The sequence below is a fragment of the Oceanobacillus kimchii X50 genome (genome assembly GCF_000340475.1).
Taxonomy (GTDB): domain Bacteria; phylum Bacillota; class Bacilli; order Bacillales; family Amphibacillaceae; genus Oceanobacillus; species Oceanobacillus kimchii.
Window position 1 is genome coordinate 652,681 of the sequence record NZ_CM001792.1, and the last position, 17,232, is coordinate 669,912.

A 17,232-nucleotide genomic window follows, 5' to 3' on the forward strand; every position below is an offset into this window, starting at 1 on the left:
CTATATTTGAGAATGTATTTAGAAATCATTATACCTATAAGCGTCGAGTAATTTAATACAAAAAAGACTGGAATAAGCTTGGTAAAAGAACCATCGTTATTCCAGTCAACAGACTTTTAAATTAACTTGTAGTACTAATCTTTAAATACATGTTTTCCAATTACTTCAGTCGTGACTTTATCATCTAACCACCTACTTGTTGCTGTTTTTGGATTATAGAAATATAAACTCTCAGTAACGAGACTTCTGTCTGTATGCAAGGCTTCTTCTACTGCTTCCTTACTGGAATCACCAGCAGGTTTATTAATTTTACCGTTACTAACAGGGGTAAATTGCTTGTCTTGATGAATTACTTCTGAAACAGTGTCAGGAAACTGATTACTATCTACTCTATTTAGTACTACAACAGCAACAGCTACCTTACCTTCGTACGGCTCTCCTTTTGCTTCAGCGTGTACTAATCTTTCTAGTAAAATCTCTTTCATTATTTGTCATATCTACTGTCTCTTCATCTATATAAATCATTTCTAATTCCTCAACATTTGATTTATGATTACTGAGCTGATGCATGCTCAATTTATTGTCTTTCTCTATTTCTTCTTCTGTCTCTGCTGCGCTAGCATCAACAGGAGTTAGAATGATTAGTAAAAAACTAGTTACTAATAGCGTTATAACTTTTCGCATAGGTAAATCCTCCTATTATACAAATAAATAAGAAGCAGGAAATATCCTGCACAAGATATGAATCTAACATGTATTGCTTAACTTTTAAAGGGTTTTGCTCAAGCAATAATTTCCTTTGTAGTGAATCTTTGCAACTTATGTAACAAATTCGTGATTAAAAGGTATTACTTTTTCGGTTTTAAGTTATTGTGGAATTTATCACATAATGGAGTAATCTTAAAAAATGGAGTAAATGAAAGGAATTGTAACTACACAATCAATAACTTCGTTTATACCAGGATTGAGGGGCGAAACGATTGGTAGACATTCAGAAATCAAGTTGAGAAATAATCTTGCTTTGTTATAATAAAAAAATCGTTAATTTTTGAGATTTTTGTCATTTAATTTTTCTGTTATTCTCGTATTTTAATAGAAAGGTGATTTATGTGTAGAATCTTAAACATCTCTATTTTTCTAACAACAGATAAAATTTCTCATAAGCTATATTCAATTAATAATTAATAATTAATAAGATTTTTAGTCTTATCAAATGACTTATCAAAGTATGGTTTATTATTTGTATGGTAGGGAGCAGAACTTAAAAGTTAATGATTTACATAACTTCAGGAGGTAATCACAGCATGGAATTAACAAATAATCCAGCATTATTATGGTTTGTGGCTGGGTATGGAGTATTTATGATTATTCTTGGTATCTATTTTTCCAAGAAGATCTCAAACAGTGAAGATTTTATTCTTGCCGGAAAAGGGCTAGGAAGCTTTGTGTTGGCAGGTACATTATTAGCAACGTGGATGGGAAGTGGAAGCATAACCGGTGGGGAAACATCAATGGCGTACTCATATGGTATTATTCCTGCTCTCATGATGACAATCCCAACGCTATTAGGTATTGGAATTTTATATTTTATAGCTCCGAAAATTCGTGAGTTTGGCAAATTTACAGTTTCAGGTATTTTAGAAGCGAAATATGGTAAAACAGCTCAATTAATCGCAAGTATCATTATCATTTTAGCTTTTGTCGGTATAGTCTCTTATGCCATGACAGGATTAGGTTTTGTATTAAATGTGACGACAGGTATGTCTGTACAAATCGGAACACTAATCGGTGCCGTTCTAATAATCTTCCTAGCAACGATTGGTGGGCTTCGTTCAGTAGCACCAACGGATGCGATTAGTGCTTTTCTAGCATTGATTGGTTTATTCCTTGCTCTTCCGATTATGTTCTCAATCGCAGGTGGATGGGGAGAAATTACAGCGAATGTACCAGAGCAGCATTTAACTGCAACAAGCACTCTGAGCACCGTACAATTATTAGGATTCTTATTACCTTCATTCTTTTTATTGCTTGGCGATCAAAATATGTATCAGCGTCTTGCTGCGTCAAAAGGTGTAAAAACAAGTAAGAAAGCACAAATCTTTTGGCTATTGGCTATACTTTTGATTACACCAACTATTTCTCTGATTGCGTTTACTTCTCGTTCGCTTTTTGATGATATAGATCCAGGTATGGCACTTATTGGAGCTACAACAGTCTTACCAACAGCTGTTGGGGGAATTTTACTTGCAGCTGCAGCGGCATTTATTGTAACAACAGGAAATTCTTATTTACTATCTGCAGCAACTAACGTTACATATGATATCGTTGGGAAATACTTTAAGAAGGATGCTTCAGATAAACAATTGGTATTGTATACGAAAATATTTATTGTCATTTTAGGTGCTTTTTCATTTATCTTAGGGAACTATTTCCCAACGGTACTCGAGGTACAAATGTATGCTTATACTGTTTATGGAGCCGGATTAACACCAGCATTACTAGCAGTATTTTTCTGGAAAAGAGTGAATGCTAAAGGTGGTATCTCTTCTATGATTGCAGGGGTAGGTACAACTTTGCTTTGGGAACTGATTTTAGGTAAACCATTTGATTTAAATAGTGTGATCGTTGCTATTCCAGTAGCGGTTATCGTGTTAATTGTTGTGACATTGATGACAACAGAAAAACCTGTATCAAAAAAGTAAATAGATTTGTAAAATAGACCGGGCATTCTTGTCCGGTTTTGCATTTGTTCAAGAAGTAATGTATTTTCGGGAATTTTAGATTAAAAAACAAGGATTTTATTAATGCCCCCTCAAATAATTCCCTATATTATAAAATCGAATAAATTCACGTATAGTACTTTTAATTTGTATACGGTCTTCCCTAATGACCAACGAATCAATGATCCAAAAAATAATAGCATTTAAGGTTGATAGCCATAATAATTCTTTAGAAATATGTATGGTAAAACTTAATTCTAGCACCGTCGGAAGTATTATAATTGTTCCAAAAAAGATACCAACAAGTATATTATTAAATATTTAACCGAGTAAACTTTTGGCTTTCTTCGAAGATATATTTGTGTTGGGAAGGCGATGAATAGATAGCAGAAAAAGTAAATAATAGATACAAAAATAAAGCCTAAAAAGTCAAAATATGGAAAGTACACCATGAAATAAATCAAACTTGCCATGAAAGATGATAATAAAAGACAAATGACATTATCTTAATTATAGCAGACAAAATTATGCTAGTTTTCCATAAATAGGTCCTTTCTTATGTATTTGTGCTGATCATAATCAAGAAGTCGAATTTTGTAAGGGTAGGATAATTATCCTGTTATAGTCGTCCATGTAATAAAAACTCCATTTTTACTTGCATATTTACCTCTAAATCCCTAAAAATCCTCTGAAAAATAGTGGACATTTTTACCATTTTATGTAATACGACAATAAAAGTAGTTAATATTCATTATTTTTCAATTATTCAATTAATTCGACATGTACTGACACCTTTTCTGTAATGATTTTGTTATATTTATCTTTAACAACTTGGTCCATTCACTTATTCTTTGAATTTTAGGAGGTGTGGTATATATCGTTTTATCCTAACAATATTCTTCAAATAAGAAGAAAAGATGTCAATGTGTTGATGATGGCTGGAAAAATGTAAAAGTATGAATTCTGGAGGAGATGGAATGAATTTAAAGAAAAAATTAAGTGCTGGAATTTTATCAGCTACATTAGGTTTAACACTAATTGGAGGAGGAACCTACGCTTATTTCAGTGATCAGGAAGTAACGAATAATTCATTTGCCGCTGGAACATTAGATCTTTCGGTAGACCCTACAGCAATTATTCAAATTGATAATTTTAAACCAGGAGATACGATGTTACGTGAATTTTCGTTATCAAATGCAGGTAGCCTTAAAATTGAAAATGTGTTTTTAGATACGAATTATTCTGTCATAGATAGCAATAGTGACAATACGGATGATTTTGGCAAACATGTTAAAGTTAATTTTTTATGGAACTGGGAGCAAGAAAGTGAACCGGTGTTTGAAACTACTTTATATGAATTAAAAGAAATGGATCCAGATGTTGTGAAACGAGATATTTGGGATCCTTTATGGGAACAACATGGTGGGCTAGAAGCGGAAGACACACATGATTTTTGGGTAGAGTTTGAATTTGTTGATGATGGTGAAGATCAGAACGAATATCAAGGGGACAGTTTAGAATTAGAATGGATTTTTAATGCAACACAATCATCTGGTGAGGATATTTAAAAATAGGAGGGTGAACGATTTGAAAATGAATAAACGTGTGGTTTCTTCAGCACTGGCAATAGCTGTATCCATCGGGATTGGTAGTTCAGTAGTTTTTGCTGAGGATATTAACATGCAGATGAATGAAACCTATGATACTCCTTCATATATTATTGAAAAATGGAAGGCTCCTAGCGGTTTATCAAAGAAAGAGGTAGTTTTAACGTATATCGAAAGCAAAGGAGAGGAATTTCAGTTAAACAGTAATTCGGAAGTTGGTTTTGAAATAAATAATGTTACAGCAGATAGTGAAACGGACACTTCTCATTATAGAGTGAAGCAAACGTATAAGGGGGTTCCAATATATGGAGCCGACCAAACAATTAGTTTAGATGAAAATAACCATGTTACATCTTACTTTGGCCAAGTTGTTACTGGAATTGATGAAAGTATTGCAGTAGATAATACAAAATCGATAGCAGAAATCATCGATATTTTTAAAGCGAATCTAGAAAAAAATATTGGGGATATTGAACAATTCGATGGAGAGATTGAAGCAGAGCCATATATTTACGAGTATGATGATGAATTTCATTTTACCTATCTAGTTACTGCTTCTACAACTTATCCAGAAGTTGGCTTTTGGCATTATTTTATAGATGCGGAGAGTGGAGAAATCATTGATAATTTTAATGCATCACATGATGTAACTGCATTCGGTACAGGTGTGTTTGGCGAAAGACAAAAGTTTGAGGCACAACAGTACGAAGATATGTTTCGACTATTCGATGTAACACGTGGGGATGGCGTTGTTACTTATGACAATACAACAGGAACCAACGTAGATGTATTAAGTTTTAACAAAATGTTTACCGACGGAGCTGCCGTAGATGCCCATGCAAATGCGCAGAAAACATATGATTATTTTCTAGATACGTTTGGCCGTAACTCAGTGGATGATAATGGTCAGATTCTGATTTCGGCGGTACATGTAGGAGATAATTGGAATAATGCATCATGGAATGGGAGACAAATGTCTTACGGTGATGGAGATGGTATTCGATTCCACCCGCTAGCTGGTGGACTTGATGTAGCTGCCCATGAAATGTCACATGGTGTAATCCAACATACGGCAAATTTAATTTATCGGAATGAATCTGGAGCGTTAAACGAATCATTTGCAGACATTTTTGGAGCGATGGTAGATCGTGAGAATTGGTTGATGGGTGAGGATATCATGGCGGATGGTACGCTTGCGTTACGTTCATTAGAGGACCCAGCAGTATTGATTGAACGAAGAACGCAAGAGCCATATCCTGACCATTGGGATAGAAGATATGTTGGTCCATTAGACAATGGTGGAGTTCATATTAATAGTAGTATTAACAATAAAGCAGCTTATTTAGTTGCAGAGGGTGGAGAACATTATGATGTGGTTGTTGAAGGAGTTGGGCGTGATGCAACAGAACAGATTTATTACCGTGCACTTGATCTATATTTGACGAGTACTTCAGATTTTAGCATGATGCGACAGGCAGCAATTCAAGCAGCAACTGATTTATATGGCAGTAATTCATCTCATGTAGAAGCAGTAGAACAGGCTTACAATGCAGTTGGAGTCTATTAATCTAATTTTATACACAGCTAACGAAATAAGTGCTTTTTTCTAAAAAGGGAGTAGATAATGATGAAGAAAGTATTGCCCTTGCTATTTATGTTTATCCTATTATTTTCCATTTTTATATCAGGGGCTGCTAGTATTTACGCTTCAGAGAGCGGTTTAAATACAAGTGATGCCCATGATGTTGAAATGTTGCAACAGCCTTTAGATGATATAGATCTATTGATTGAGAATGCAATATCTGAACAGGTGATGCCAGGTGCAGTTGTTCTAGTCGCTCGAGATGAACAAATTGTTAAACATGAAGCATATGGTTATGCTGCCCGCTATACGGATGGCGATTTTACAGAAATGGAAAATCCAATTGAAATGCAGGAAAATACCATCTTTGATACAGCGTCTATTTCAAAGCTTTTTACAGCAACAGCAATCATGACGCTATGGGATGAAGGATTGTTTGAATTAGATGATCCGGTAGCATTATATATTCCAGAGTTTGCAACTAATGGTAAAGAGGATGTAACAATCAAGCAATTATTAACCCATACATCAGGTTTTCGTGCATCTACCACGGTACCTGTTCATGAAATCGAAGGGGATCGTGAAGATCGTCTGGATTTTGTCTTAAATGAAACATTAGAAGTGCCGCCTGGTACTCGGTATCTCTATAGTGATGTTGATTTTATTACACTTGGAGTTTTAATCGAACGGCTAAGCGGGCAACGTCAAGATGAATATATAGCAGCGAATATAACAGAACCTCTACAAATGAATGATACGATGTATAATCCTGAAGCTTCACTAAAAGAGAGAATTGCTGCAACAGAGTATCAATCCAATGTAAATCGTGGACTTGTATGGGGGAGTGTTCATGATGAAAAAGCGTGGGCACTGGATGGCGTTGCTGGACATGCAGGAGTTTTTAGTTCGGCAGAAGATTTAGCTGTGTTTGGGCAGATGATGTTAAATGAAGGAAGTTACCAAGGTGAACAGATTCTATCCGAGGAAGCCTTTGAACTTATCACCACAAATTGGAATGGTGCCTTCCCTGGGCAGGACCAAGGGTTGGGATGGGAATTAAATCAAAGTTGGTACATGGATGATTTAGCAGAACAAAATACGATAGGGCATACAGGGTATACAGGTACTTCCATCGTGGTCAGTCCTAACAACCAATCTATTACTATATTGTTAACAAATAGGGTACATCCAACTAGAAATACAGTATCAACGAATCCGACTCGACGATTGGTATCGGAAAAAACAGCCTCCGCAATCGATGCTTGGAATGCGGAAAGTATGATGTCTCTTGTTGAACGCTTGGTTGATCGAGGTGAAATTACAGATACACCAGCAACGCAATTACTTCTTACGCACTTAAGTGCAATCTCTCATTTTGAGTCACTTGATCAAGCACAAAAAGTTCGGAAACACTTACAAAGTTTCCAAACATTAGTTGATTTTTATAAAGAAAACAATTCGATAACAGATAATGCATATGAAACACTAAGAACAGATATCGAGTATCTAACAGGAAAATGGCAATAAAGCTAGTACTCTATAATTTGATAATGTATAGCTGAAAGGGAGGATACAATGAATCATTTTACTTGGAAGAAACGTTTGTCCCAACTAGTCATTGTTATGGTAATGTTAACGCTTTTCCCTTTAACAGGTTTTGCGGAAGAGAATGATATCAATATGGACCCGCCTTTAACCGGGTTTGAACAACGAGATGGAGAAACTTGGACAACACATGAGGAAGAAATTGAGTTTCTAGAAGAAGTAGCTACATTATCGGATCGTGTTAGCTATAGTCAAATTGGTACTACAGTAGAAGGAAGACCACTGCATTTAGTACGTGTAGGATTTCCAGAACCTCCATCAGACGAAGATATTGCAAATGGAAATAATATGCTAGTCATTGGTACGCAACATGGAAATGAAGGAGCTCCAAGAGAGATGGCATTAAAATTATTAAGAGATTTAGCTTTTACAGATGATGAAGAACGATTAGAGCTTCTTCAAGATGCGACAATTTTATTTATACCAACTGCTAATCCAGATGGTAGAGAAGCAGATACGAGAAGTAATGCTGAAGGGATTGATATTAATCGTGAACATTTAAGCTTACGCACGTTAGAGGTACAGGCAATAGCTAGTGTTTTAGATGAGTTTAATCCAGATATTACGGTAGACGGTCATGAACGTCCGAGAGCTAGTGGTAACCCAGATATTGAGATGCTATGGCCACGGAATTTAAATGTAGATGAGCAACTACGCTCTCTAAATCAAGAAATGGTAGAAGATCATCTTTTACCTGAGGTGGAAGGATATGGGTTTTCTACAGGTTTATACGGTACGCCAGGAGGTGCTGGTGGCGGAGACGAACGTATAATGCGTAATATGCTCGGATTACGGAATGGGCTTGGACTTTTAACGGAAACGGCAGGATTGCAAGAACCTAACTATCGAGTAGACGCGCAGATGCGAACAGTAGAAGGCGTACTTTCATTTTACTATGACCGATTTGAGGAAATTACTTCAGCAGTATCTGAAGCTCCAGAGAGACAAGCTTCATTAGGTAATGAACAAAATCAGCCTTTTTATCTAGATGGAGCGGATAATTGGGAACCAACAAATGTCATCGAAAAGAAACCAACTGGTTATTTACTTACAAATGTACAAGTGGACGCAATGGAGAAGCATATGAATTTTTTCTCACTAGAGAAAGAAAATGTTTATAGTGCAGGTGAGTATGTAACAATGAGTCAACCAAAAATGGGGGTTATTCCATTTTTATTTGATAAGCGTGCAACCTATAATGAAGTAGAAGGGATAGCCTTATATAATAGTCAAAATGTAGGTACGGCAACCAATATGAGTTTATTAGTGGATCATTTTGCAAATGAGAATGCATTTACAAATACAAGTGATGTACGAACATTAAAGATGCAATTGACAGCTGTGGATCGCTTTGAAAAGAAGGAGGATACCTCAAAAGTCAATAAACACCTTAATGGTTTAATCGATCTATTAAACTACCAATCTGATAATGACTTAGTATCTGAGGATGCAGCAGAAGATCTTATGAAGTACGCATTATTTTTAAAAGAAAAGTGGTTAGACTAGCGTTAATTTAATGCAAGTAAGAAGACCGTATGGGCATCGTTTCCTGTACGGTTTTTCTATTTTAAAAATAATATTTTAAAAATTTAATCAAAAAACATTGAATGTACGTACAATTTATAATATTATAGAAATTAATAACAAACGTACGTACAAGTAAGTGCGTTATTTGAAAAGGTGCTGTGATGATGTTAGAAAGGTTGAAAGAAGAGGTTTTACAAGCGAATAAGGCTCTACCTAAACACCATCTTGTTACTTTTACGTGGGGGAAATGTAAGCGGATACGATAGTGAATCTAAACTAGTTGTAATTAAGCCAAGTGGTATAGCTTATGAGAATTTAACACTAAATGATTTAGTAGTCGTAGATTTAGATGGAAAGGTTGTTGAAGGGGATAAGAAGCCATCTTCGGATACACCAACACATCTCGTACTGTACAAAAATTTTCTTGGAATAGGTGGAGTTGTTCATACACATTCTCCTTGGGCAACAAGTTGGGCGCAATCTGGTAAAGCAATTCCTGCACTTGGTACTACACAGGCAGATTATTTTTATGGGGAAATCCCTTGTACTAGACAAATGACGGATGATGAAATCAATGGTGCTTATGAATTGGAAACAGGCCATGTTATCGTAGAAACATTTAAAAATCTTGATCCCAAAGCAATTCCGAGTGTTTTGGTACATAGTCATGCTCCGTTTAATTGGGGAAAGAATCCATTAGATGCGGTTCATCAGGCAGTGGTACTAGAAGAAGTAGCGAGAATGGCTTTGCAAACATATCAAATTAATCCTGAAGTTACACCGATACAACAATCTTTACTAGATAAACATTATTTACGTAAAAATGGCAAACATGCTTATTATGGCTAATAGATAAGATAGGAGGTTTTGTAATGGAAGAAAAATATACGATTGGGATTGATTATGGAACAGAATCTGGGAGAGCAGTATTGGTATCATTACAAACTGGTGAGGAAATTTCGGATCATGTTACCCCTTATCATCATGGTGTAATAGATGACGTACTACCAGAAACAGGCGAGAAGTTAGGACATGAATGGGCCTTACAACATGCTTCTGATTATATCGAAGTTATTCAAAATTCTGTTCCAGCGGTATTAGAGCAATCTAAAGTGGATCCTGAAGACGTCATTGGAATTGGTATTGACTTTACGGCTTGTACGATTCTACCTGTTGATCAACACGGTGAACCATTAATGTTTAATGCTAAGTGGAAACAAAATCCGAATAGTTGGGTGAAGTTATGGAAGCATCATGCTGCACAAGATAAAGCAAATCGTATTAATGAAATTGCAGAACAAAGAAGAGAGAAATTCTTACCTCGTTATGGAGGGAAGATTTCATCGGAATGGATGATAGCGAAAGTCTGGCAAGTACTAGATGAAGCTCCAGAAATCTATGAAGCTACGGATAAATTTGTAGAGGCAACCGATTGGGTAATTTCTAAATTATCTGGGAATCTTATCCGTAATAGTTGTACAGCAGGATATAAAGCGATTTGGCATAAACAAGAAGGCTTTCCGAGTAAACATTATTTTAAATCGCTGGATCCTCGTTTGGAAGACTTAGTGGAGACGAAATTACGTGGAGAAATCGTACCTTTAGGGACCAATGCTGGTGGTTTAACGGAGGAAATGGCGCTTTTAACCGGGTTAAAACCAGGTATAGCTGTTGCAGTAGGGAATGTGGATGCACATGCTGCGGTACCTGCAATGGGCGTAACAGCTCCGGGAAAAATGGTTATGGTCATGGGAACTTCAATTTGCCATATGTTACTTGGTGAGGAAGAAAAACAAATAGAAGGTATGTGTGGTGTAGTTGAGGATGGCATAATACCAGGGTATTACGGTTATGAGGCAGGCCAATCTGCTGTTGGTGATATTTTTGCTTGGTTTGTGCAGCAAGGTGTAACAGCAGAAGTAAAAGAAGAGGCAAGGAACCATGATTTAGATATATATCAATTTTTAGAGTGGAAAGCATCTAATTATCAGCCTGGTGAGTCTGGCTTATTAGCTTTAGATTGGTGGAATGGAAATCGTTCAGTGCTTGTAGATACAGAATTGAGTGGGATGATTCTTGGAATGACACTACAAACCAAACCAGAAGAAATATATCGAGCATTACTAGAATCTACTGCATTTGGCACGAGAATGATTGTGGATGCATTTCATCAAAATGGTGTAGCGGTTGATGAGCTTTATGCATGTGGCGGATTATCCCACAAAAGTAAGCTTTTAATGCAAATATATGCCGATGTTACAAATCGAAACATTGTTATTGCTGACTCGAAGCATACACCTGCACTAGGAGCAGCGATGTTTGCTGCAATAGCAGCAGGATCAACTAATGGTGGATATGATACTGCAATAGAAGCAGCAAATAATATGGCGCGTGTAAAAGAGAAAGTTATTAAACCAATTTCTGAAAACGTATACATTTATGAAAAGATTTTCCAAGAATACAAACGTCTACATGACTATTTTGGGCGTGGTGAAAATGATGTGATGAAACGTTTAAAAGATTTACGCATTCAAGAAGAAGTAAACATATAATTAATGGAGGTATGCAAATGTTAGCAATTAAACCGTACACATTTTGGTTTGTAACAGGAAGCCAATCCTTATATGGAGAAGAAACGTTACAAGAGGTAAAGGAAAACTCGAAGCAAATTGTCAAGGCAATTAATGGAAACTTACCGTTTAATATTGAATTTAAAGCAGTGGTCACTACTGCCACTGAGATTCAACAAGTAGTAAGAGAAGCAAACACTAATGGGAACTGCGGGGGACTAATAACCTGGATGCATACGTTCTCCCCTGCGAAATCATGGATTGCTGGTTTAAAAGAGTTACAAACGCCTTTACTGCACCTTCATACGCAATACCATAAAGAAATTCCTTGGGATTCCATAGATATGGACTTTATGAATACAAACCAAGCTGCACATGGGGATCGTGAATTCGGTTTTATGGTATCTCGATTAGCGATTCCTAGAAAAGTTGTAGTTGGTCATTGGGAAAACAAACAGGTTAGTCAAAAGATTTCTAATTGGATGTACAGTGCAGTAGCAGTATCAGAGGGTACATCAATTCGAGTGGCTAGATTTGGAGATAACATGCGTAATGTTGCCGTGACGGATGGTGATAAGATTGAAGCTCATATCAAATTTGGTTGGACGGTAGATTATTATGGTATTGGTGACTTAGTAGCTGAAATAGAGTCGATCACAGAAGATCAAATTGATGATTTATATGAAGAATATAAGCAGCTATATGAATTTCCATCTGACATTGATACAAATATCTCTGCTCAAGAATCCATACTATATCAAGCAAAAATCGAGCTTGGGTTGAAATCATTTCTAGAAAAAGGAAACTATACTGCATTCACTACGAATTTTGAGGATCTGCATGGAATGAAACAACTTCCTGGTCTTGCAGCTCAACGTTTAATGGCAGAAGGATATGGATTTGCTGGAGAAGGTGATTGGAGAACAGCGGCATTACTACGTTTGATGAAGATTATCTCAAGCAATAAGAATACTTCGTTTATGGAGGACTATACTTATCATTTAGAAGAAGGAAATGAAATGATATTAGGCTCCCATATGTTGGAGGTTTGTCCTACAGTAGCAGCTAATAAGCCCAAAATTGTAGTAAATCCACTATCCATGGGAGATAGAGAAGATCCAGCACGATTAGTATTTGATGGGAAATCAGGAGATGCAGTGAATGTATCTTTGGTTGAGATGGGAGGGCGTTATCGATTAATTATTAATGAAATTAAAGCCGAACGTCCTGAACATCATACACCACATTTACCTGTAGCAAAAGTGTTATGGAAACCAGAACCTTCATTTAGTGAAGCAACTGAAGCTTGGATCTATGCAGGCGGTGCGCATCATACAGTATTGTCATTCGAAGTTACGACTGAACAATTGTATGATTTTGCAGAGATGACGAATATAGAGTGCATTGTTATTGATAAGGATACGAAACTGAGAGATTTAAGAAATGAATTGAAATGGAATGAAGCAACATATCGTTCTTAAATAATTAAAAGAGGGGGGAGAGTGATTCCCCTCTCTTTTAATGTAAATGGTTTATGTAATGAGAAATATTCGAGTAACTTTCTTGTCCTAGTTCTTTATTTTATATAATAAAAGAGAAATTTGCTTCCAAAATTAATAAATTTCCAATTGATTTTTTAATAATCTCTGTTATAATTTTATTATAATATTCTGAACATACCATATGGTTAGTATGTTTGTGATGAAGGAGGAGAATAGATGGATAGACCATGGGTAAAACATATTCCAGAAGGAAATCCAACCAATGTCCAAATACCAGAAATCTCACTTCAAGAGCTACTCTTGAAATCTGTGGAAACTTACTCAGACAAGGTAGCAATGACTTTTTTTGATCAGACGTATACGTATCAGCAACTTGAAAAAATGATTTATACTGTAGCAAGTTCCCTCTATAATTTAGGCATCGAAAAAGGGGATCGGATAGCTTTAATGTTACCGAATTGTCCGCAATATCCGATTAGTTATTTTGCTACATTGCTCTGTGGTGGAATTATTGTTCAAATTAATCCGATGTATAAGTCTAATGAACTTTTACATGTATTAAATGACTCAGGAGCAAAAGTTATTATTTGTTTGGATAGTTTATTACCTATAGTAGACGAAGTTAAGGATCAAACCGATTTATTAAGTATTATCCCAGTTTCTTTTGAAAACGATTCCAAATTTAATGAATTGCTAATAGATAAGGGATATAAATTACCAGAGATCTCGATTGATCCGATCGATGATATTGCTGTCTTGCAATATACTGGAGGAACTACTGGGCGATCAAAAGGAGTTATGCTAACTCATTATAATTTGGTTGCTAATACGATACAAAGTTACGGTACTTCGCAAATTAACATAAAGACAGGAGAAGAAAAGGTTCTCACAATATCACCTTTATTTCATGTTTATGGAATGACTAGTTGTATGAATTTTACCTTTTTTATTGGGGGAAATTTAATTCTAGTTCCAAGGTTTGAGGTTGAACAAACGGTGGAGATTATTGAGAAAGTGAAGCCTAGCTTATTTATGGGTGTACCGACGATGTTTATTGCTCTATTAAATTATTATCATGAAGAGAAGCAATTTGATTTAAGTTGTTTAAGAACATGTTCAAGTGGATCTGCCCCGCTACCAGTTGAAATTATAAATCAATTTAATAATGTAAGTGGATCTAATGTTGCTGAAGGATTTGGCTTGTCTGAAGCATCTCCAGTCACACATCGCAATCCTGTTGAGGGATTACAGAAACCAGGGAGTATTGGCATACCTATACCAAATACAGATTCTAAAATAGTCGATTTAGCAACTGGAGAAGAGACATTATCGAATGGGGAAGTGGGAGAGCTAGTAATTAAAGGGCCTCAAGTAATGAAAGGTTATTGGAGAATGGAAGATGAAACGAATCAAGTGCTTAGAAATGGATGGTTATATACTGGAGATTTAGCAAAGATGGATGATGATGGGTTCTTCTATATAACTGGAAGGAAGAAAGAGCTAATAATTGCAAGCGGTTACAATATATATCCTGTTGAAATTGAGGATGTGATCTATCAACATCCAAGTGTACTGGAAGTTGCTATTATTGGGGTGCCTGATAAATATCGAGGAGAAACAGTAAAAGCATTTGTCGTATTAAAAAGTAACGCAACACTAACAGAGGATGATCTAATACAGTATTGTCGAGATAGATTAGCTTCATTTAAAGTACCTCGATCGGTTGAATTTTTGCAAGAGCTACCAAAGACAGCTGTCGGAAAAATTCTAAAAAGAAAGCTAAAAGAACAATTTAGTTAAGTTAATTTTATAATGGTTAGTTACTATATAAATATGCAGTGATAGTTATATACAAATTGACGAAATACTTGGCTTTGATTGGAATGGAAGACGGCGACTCCTGCTCAGATCAACAGAGCTGAAGATCCACTTGAAAAGTGGTCTTCTTTTCAAGTTAGCTGAGGCCGTGCCTGCTAAAAAGCGTCCGGCTGCAATAGAAATCAAACAGCGCAACATTCGGATTTTATACCAAATATATTAACTTCAATCAATTACTTAAAATTTTTTAATACAAACATACCAACCGGTTAGTATTTTAGGCAAGCTTTAAACATATAGATGGAGAAAAGGAGAGAGAAATTATGCATTTAAGATTAACGGATGAACAAAAAATGGTACAGCAAACGATTCGCAAATTTGTAGAGAAGGAGCTTATTCCTTTAGAGAATGATGTGCTACGAAATGAACGAGAAGGAAAGCCAAGTCTTTCAAAAGAAAAACAAGAAGAATTGGTGTTGAAAGCAAAGAATGCTGGTTTTTGGGGGATAAATACTCCGGAAGAATATGGTGGAGCAGATCTAGGACAAATGATGCAAGCAATTGTTGCAATGGAGGTATCGAAAACATTCGTTCCATTTCAATTTGGAGGATCAGCAGATAATATTTTATATTACGGGAATGAAGAGCAAAAAAAGAAATATTTAATTCCAACGATAAATGGGGATAAAAAATCATGCTTTGCGATGACGGAACCAGGTGCAGGATCTGACACACAGAATATTAAAATGACTGCAGTAAAGGATGGTTCTGAATGGGTGCTTAACGGAGAAAAAACATTTATTACCGGTGGAAATGAAGCGGATTTTGTTATGGTAATTGCAATTACCGATAAGGAAATACATCAAAAGACAAAAGGTAGAGAAGGAGTTACATGTTTTATTGCTGACCGGGATATGGGATGGGATTCTGAATATATTCATACGATGGGAGAATGGGGACCGGCTAGCTTGTTTTTTGAAAATGTTCGAATCCCAGAAGAGAATATTTTAGGAGAATTGCATAAAGGTTATAATTTAGGACTCGAGTGGATTGGTTTCGCGAGATGGATTGTCGGTGCTCGCGCTGTCGGAACTGCAGAACGATTATTACAAATGGCGATTAACTATTCGAAAGAGCGAGAAACCTTTGGTAAACCTATTTCAGAAAGGCAAGCAATCCAATGGCAAATTGCGGATTCTGCAGTAGAAATAGAAGCTGCAAGATGGCTTGTGCTTAATGCAGCGTTCACTCTTGATCAAGGAGAAGATAATCGACACTTAGCATCAATTGCTAAATTGTATGGAGCAAATATGGGTACGAGAGTCGTTGATCGTGTCATGCAAATTCATGGCGGAATGGGCTATACGCGTGAACTACCTATTGAGCGCTGGTATCGAGAGGCAAGATTGTGGAGGATTTATGATGGAACCGATGAAATTCAACGTGTGATTATATCTAGGAATTTACTAAAAGGACATGTCAAATTAGGGCAATACGTATAGGAGGAAAAAATGATGACAAACAGGTTTTCTGGAAAAGTAGCATTAATTACAGGTGGCAGTAGAGGAATAGGAAAAGGTGTCGCTTCATTATTAGCGGAAGAAGGGGCGAAGGTTGCAATTATTGATGTAAACGAAGAAGCTTTAATACATGCAACGAAAGAATTTACAGAAAAAGGTTATACAGTTTATTCAAAGGTTGCAGATGTTGTAAATGCAAGTGATGTAGAGTTGGCGGTAAAGGAAATCAATGATGCATTTGGTTCAATAGATATTCTTGTGAATAATGCCGGGGTAATTAGAGACAATTTGTTATTTAAAATGACGGATAATGATTGGCAACAAGTGATGGATGTGCATTTAAAAGGAGCTTTTAATGCAACACGAGCAGTTCAACAGTATATGGTAGAGCAAAAGTATGGACGCATTATTAATATTTCATCGACATCAGCTCTCGGCAATAGAGGTCAGGCGAACTATGCTACGGCAAAAGCTGGTTTACAAGGGCTGACTAAAACATTAGCGATTGAACTAGGGAAATTTGGTATAACTGCAAATGCAGTTGCGCCTGGATTTATTGAAACGGATATGACTAAAGAAACTGCTGCTAGAGTTGGTATACCATTTGATGATTTCGTAAAAGGAAGTGTGAGTCAAATCCCGGTTGGAAGAAGTGGAAAACCAGAAGATATTGCCAATGCAGTGGCATTCTTTGCGGATGAGAAATCATCATTTGTCAGTGGTCAGGTTATTTATGTCGCGGGTGGTCCAAAAGCATAATATTCAATTTAGGAATGAGGTG

General features: G+C 36.2%; 13 protein-coding genes and 1 pseudogene. 11 read left to right on the top strand and 3 right to left on the bottom strand.

The window, feature by feature from the left end:
• Window positions 1–134: 134 nt before the first annotated feature.
• Together C794_RS20950 and C794_RS20955 are read right to left on the bottom strand one after the other, a co-directional pair.
• Window positions 135–485 carry a cell wall hydrolase gene (locus C794_RS20950; protein ID WP_017795777.1) on the bottom strand — a complete coding sequence of 117 codons (351 nt, stop codon included), beginning with the start codon at window positions 483–485 and terminating at the stop codon, window positions 135–137.
• Entirely contained in the window at window positions 448–684 is a 237-nt protein-coding gene (locus tag C794_RS20955; RefSeq protein WP_017795778.1) for a hypothetical protein, read from the bottom strand. Before C794_RS20955 ends, C794_RS20950 begins: the two co-directional genes overlap by 38 nt.
• Window positions 685–1,304: 620 nt before the next feature.
• On the opposite strand from C794_RS20955, the gene C794_RS03665 reads away from it, so the two are divergent.
• The gene (locus C794_RS03665) at window positions 1,305–2,702 is read left to right on the top strand and encodes a sodium:solute symporter family protein (RefSeq protein WP_017795779.1); all 1,398 of its coding nucleotides are present in this window, start codon (window positions 1,305–1,307) and stop codon (window positions 2,700–2,702) included.
• A 293-nt stretch (window positions 2,703–2,995) separates the two neighbouring features.
• Here the strand turns inward: C794_RS03665 and C794_RS21335 are convergent, their stop codons facing one another.
• The gene (locus tag C794_RS21335) at window positions 2,996–3,217 is read right to left on the bottom strand and encodes a UPF0715 family protein (protein ID WP_420872751.1); all 222 of its coding nucleotides are present in this window, start codon (window positions 3,215–3,217) and stop codon (window positions 2,996–2,998) included.
• Between the two features lie 480 nt (window positions 3,218–3,697).
• Here C794_RS21335 and C794_RS03670 point away from each other — a divergent pair, with 480 nt between their 5' ends.
• From C794_RS03670 to fabG, 10 genes and pseudogenes are all read left to right on the top strand, one after another.
• Window positions 3,698–4,288, top strand: a complete 591-nt coding sequence (locus C794_RS03670) for a CalY family protein (protein ID WP_017795780.1) — start codon at window positions 3,698–3,700, stop codon at window positions 4,286–4,288.
• Window positions 4,289–4,313: 25 nt separating this feature from the next.
• Window positions 4,314–5,894: a M4 family metallopeptidase gene (locus tag C794_RS03675; protein ID WP_026133709.1), complete on the top strand. Its 1,581-nt coding sequence runs from the start codon at window positions 4,314–4,316 to the stop codon at window positions 5,892–5,894.
• Between the two features lie 57 nt (window positions 5,895–5,951).
• Window positions 5,952–7,436 carry a serine hydrolase domain-containing protein gene (locus C794_RS03680; RefSeq protein ID WP_026133710.1) on the top strand — a complete coding sequence of 495 codons (1,485 nt, stop codon included), beginning with the start codon at window positions 5,952–5,954 and terminating at the stop codon, window positions 7,434–7,436.
• 48 nt (window positions 7,437–7,484) lie between these two features.
• Window positions 7,485–9,020 (top strand): M14 family zinc carboxypeptidase, encoded by a 1,536-nt coding sequence (locus tag C794_RS03685; protein WP_017795783.1) that lies wholly within the window; start codon window positions 7,485–7,487, stop codon window positions 9,018–9,020.
• Window positions 9,021–9,205: 185 nt separating this feature from the next.
• Window positions 9,206–9,890 (top strand): annotated as a pseudogene (araD, locus tag C794_RS19655) (L-ribulose-5-phosphate 4-epimerase).
• Between the two features lie 23 nt (window positions 9,891–9,913).
• On the top strand, window positions 9,914–11,593 hold the full coding sequence (locus C794_RS03695; RefSeq protein ID WP_017795785.1) for a ribulokinase: 1,680 nt from the start codon (window positions 9,914–9,916) through the stop codon (window positions 11,591–11,593).
• A 17-nt stretch (window positions 11,594–11,610) separates the two neighbouring features.
• On the top strand, window positions 11,611–13,092 hold the full coding sequence (gene araA / locus C794_RS03700; protein WP_017795786.1) for an L-arabinose isomerase: 1,482 nt from the start codon (window positions 11,611–11,613) through the stop codon (window positions 13,090–13,092).
• Window positions 13,093–13,329: 237 nt separating this feature from the next.
• A complete protein-coding gene (locus C794_RS03705; protein ID WP_017795787.1) occupies window positions 13,330–14,913 on the top strand; it encodes a long-chain-fatty-acid--CoA ligase in 1,584 nt (527 codons plus the stop codon).
• 341 nt (window positions 14,914–15,254) lie between these two features.
• Entirely contained in the window at window positions 15,255–16,433 is a 1,179-nt protein-coding gene (locus C794_RS03710; protein ID WP_017795788.1) for an acyl-CoA dehydrogenase family protein, read from the top strand.
• Between the two features lie 12 nt (window positions 16,434–16,445).
• Window positions 16,446–17,210, top strand: a complete 765-nt coding sequence (fabG, locus tag C794_RS03715) for a 3-oxoacyl-ACP reductase FabG (RefSeq protein ID WP_017795789.1) — start codon at window positions 16,446–16,448, stop codon at window positions 17,208–17,210.
• Window positions 17,211–17,232: the final 22 nt, after the last annotated feature.

Excerpts from the sequence above, each read along its gene's own strand:
- C794_RS20950 (WP_017795777.1), bottom strand. The coding sequence starts at position 485 with ATGAAAGAGATTTTACTAGAAAGATTAGTACACGCTGAAGCAAAAGGA.
- C794_RS20955 (WP_017795778.1), bottom strand. The coding sequence starts at position 684 with ATGCGAAAAGTTATAACGCTATTAGTAACTAGTTTTTTACTAATCATT.
- C794_RS03665 (WP_017795779.1), top strand. The coding sequence starts at position 1,305 with ATGGAATTAACAAATAATCCAGCATTATTATGGTTTGTGGCTGGGTAT.
- C794_RS03670 (WP_017795780.1), top strand. The coding sequence starts at position 3,698 with ATGAATTTAAAGAAAAAATTAAGTGCTGGAATTTTATCAGCTACATTA.
- C794_RS03675 (WP_026133709.1), top strand. The coding sequence starts at position 4,314 with ATGAATAAACGTGTGGTTTCTTCAGCACTGGCAATAGCTGTATCCATC.
- C794_RS03680 (WP_026133710.1), top strand. The coding sequence starts at position 5,952 with ATGATGAAGAAAGTATTGCCCTTGCTATTTATGTTTATCCTATTATTT.
- C794_RS03685 (WP_017795783.1), top strand. The coding sequence starts at position 7,485 with ATGAATCATTTTACTTGGAAGAAACGTTTGTCCCAACTAGTCATTGTT.
- C794_RS03695 (WP_017795785.1), top strand. The coding sequence starts at position 9,914 with ATGGAAGAAAAATATACGATTGGGATTGATTATGGAACAGAATCTGGG.
- araA (WP_017795786.1), top strand. The coding sequence starts at position 11,611 with ATGTTAGCAATTAAACCGTACACATTTTGGTTTGTAACAGGAAGCCAA.
- C794_RS03705 (WP_017795787.1), top strand. The coding sequence starts at position 13,330 with ATGGATAGACCATGGGTAAAACATATTCCAGAAGGAAATCCAACCAAT.
- C794_RS03710 (WP_017795788.1), top strand. The coding sequence starts at position 15,255 with ATGCATTTAAGATTAACGGATGAACAAAAAATGGTACAGCAAACGATT.
- fabG (WP_017795789.1), top strand. The coding sequence starts at position 16,446 with ATGACAAACAGGTTTTCTGGAAAAGTAGCATTAATTACAGGTGGCAGT.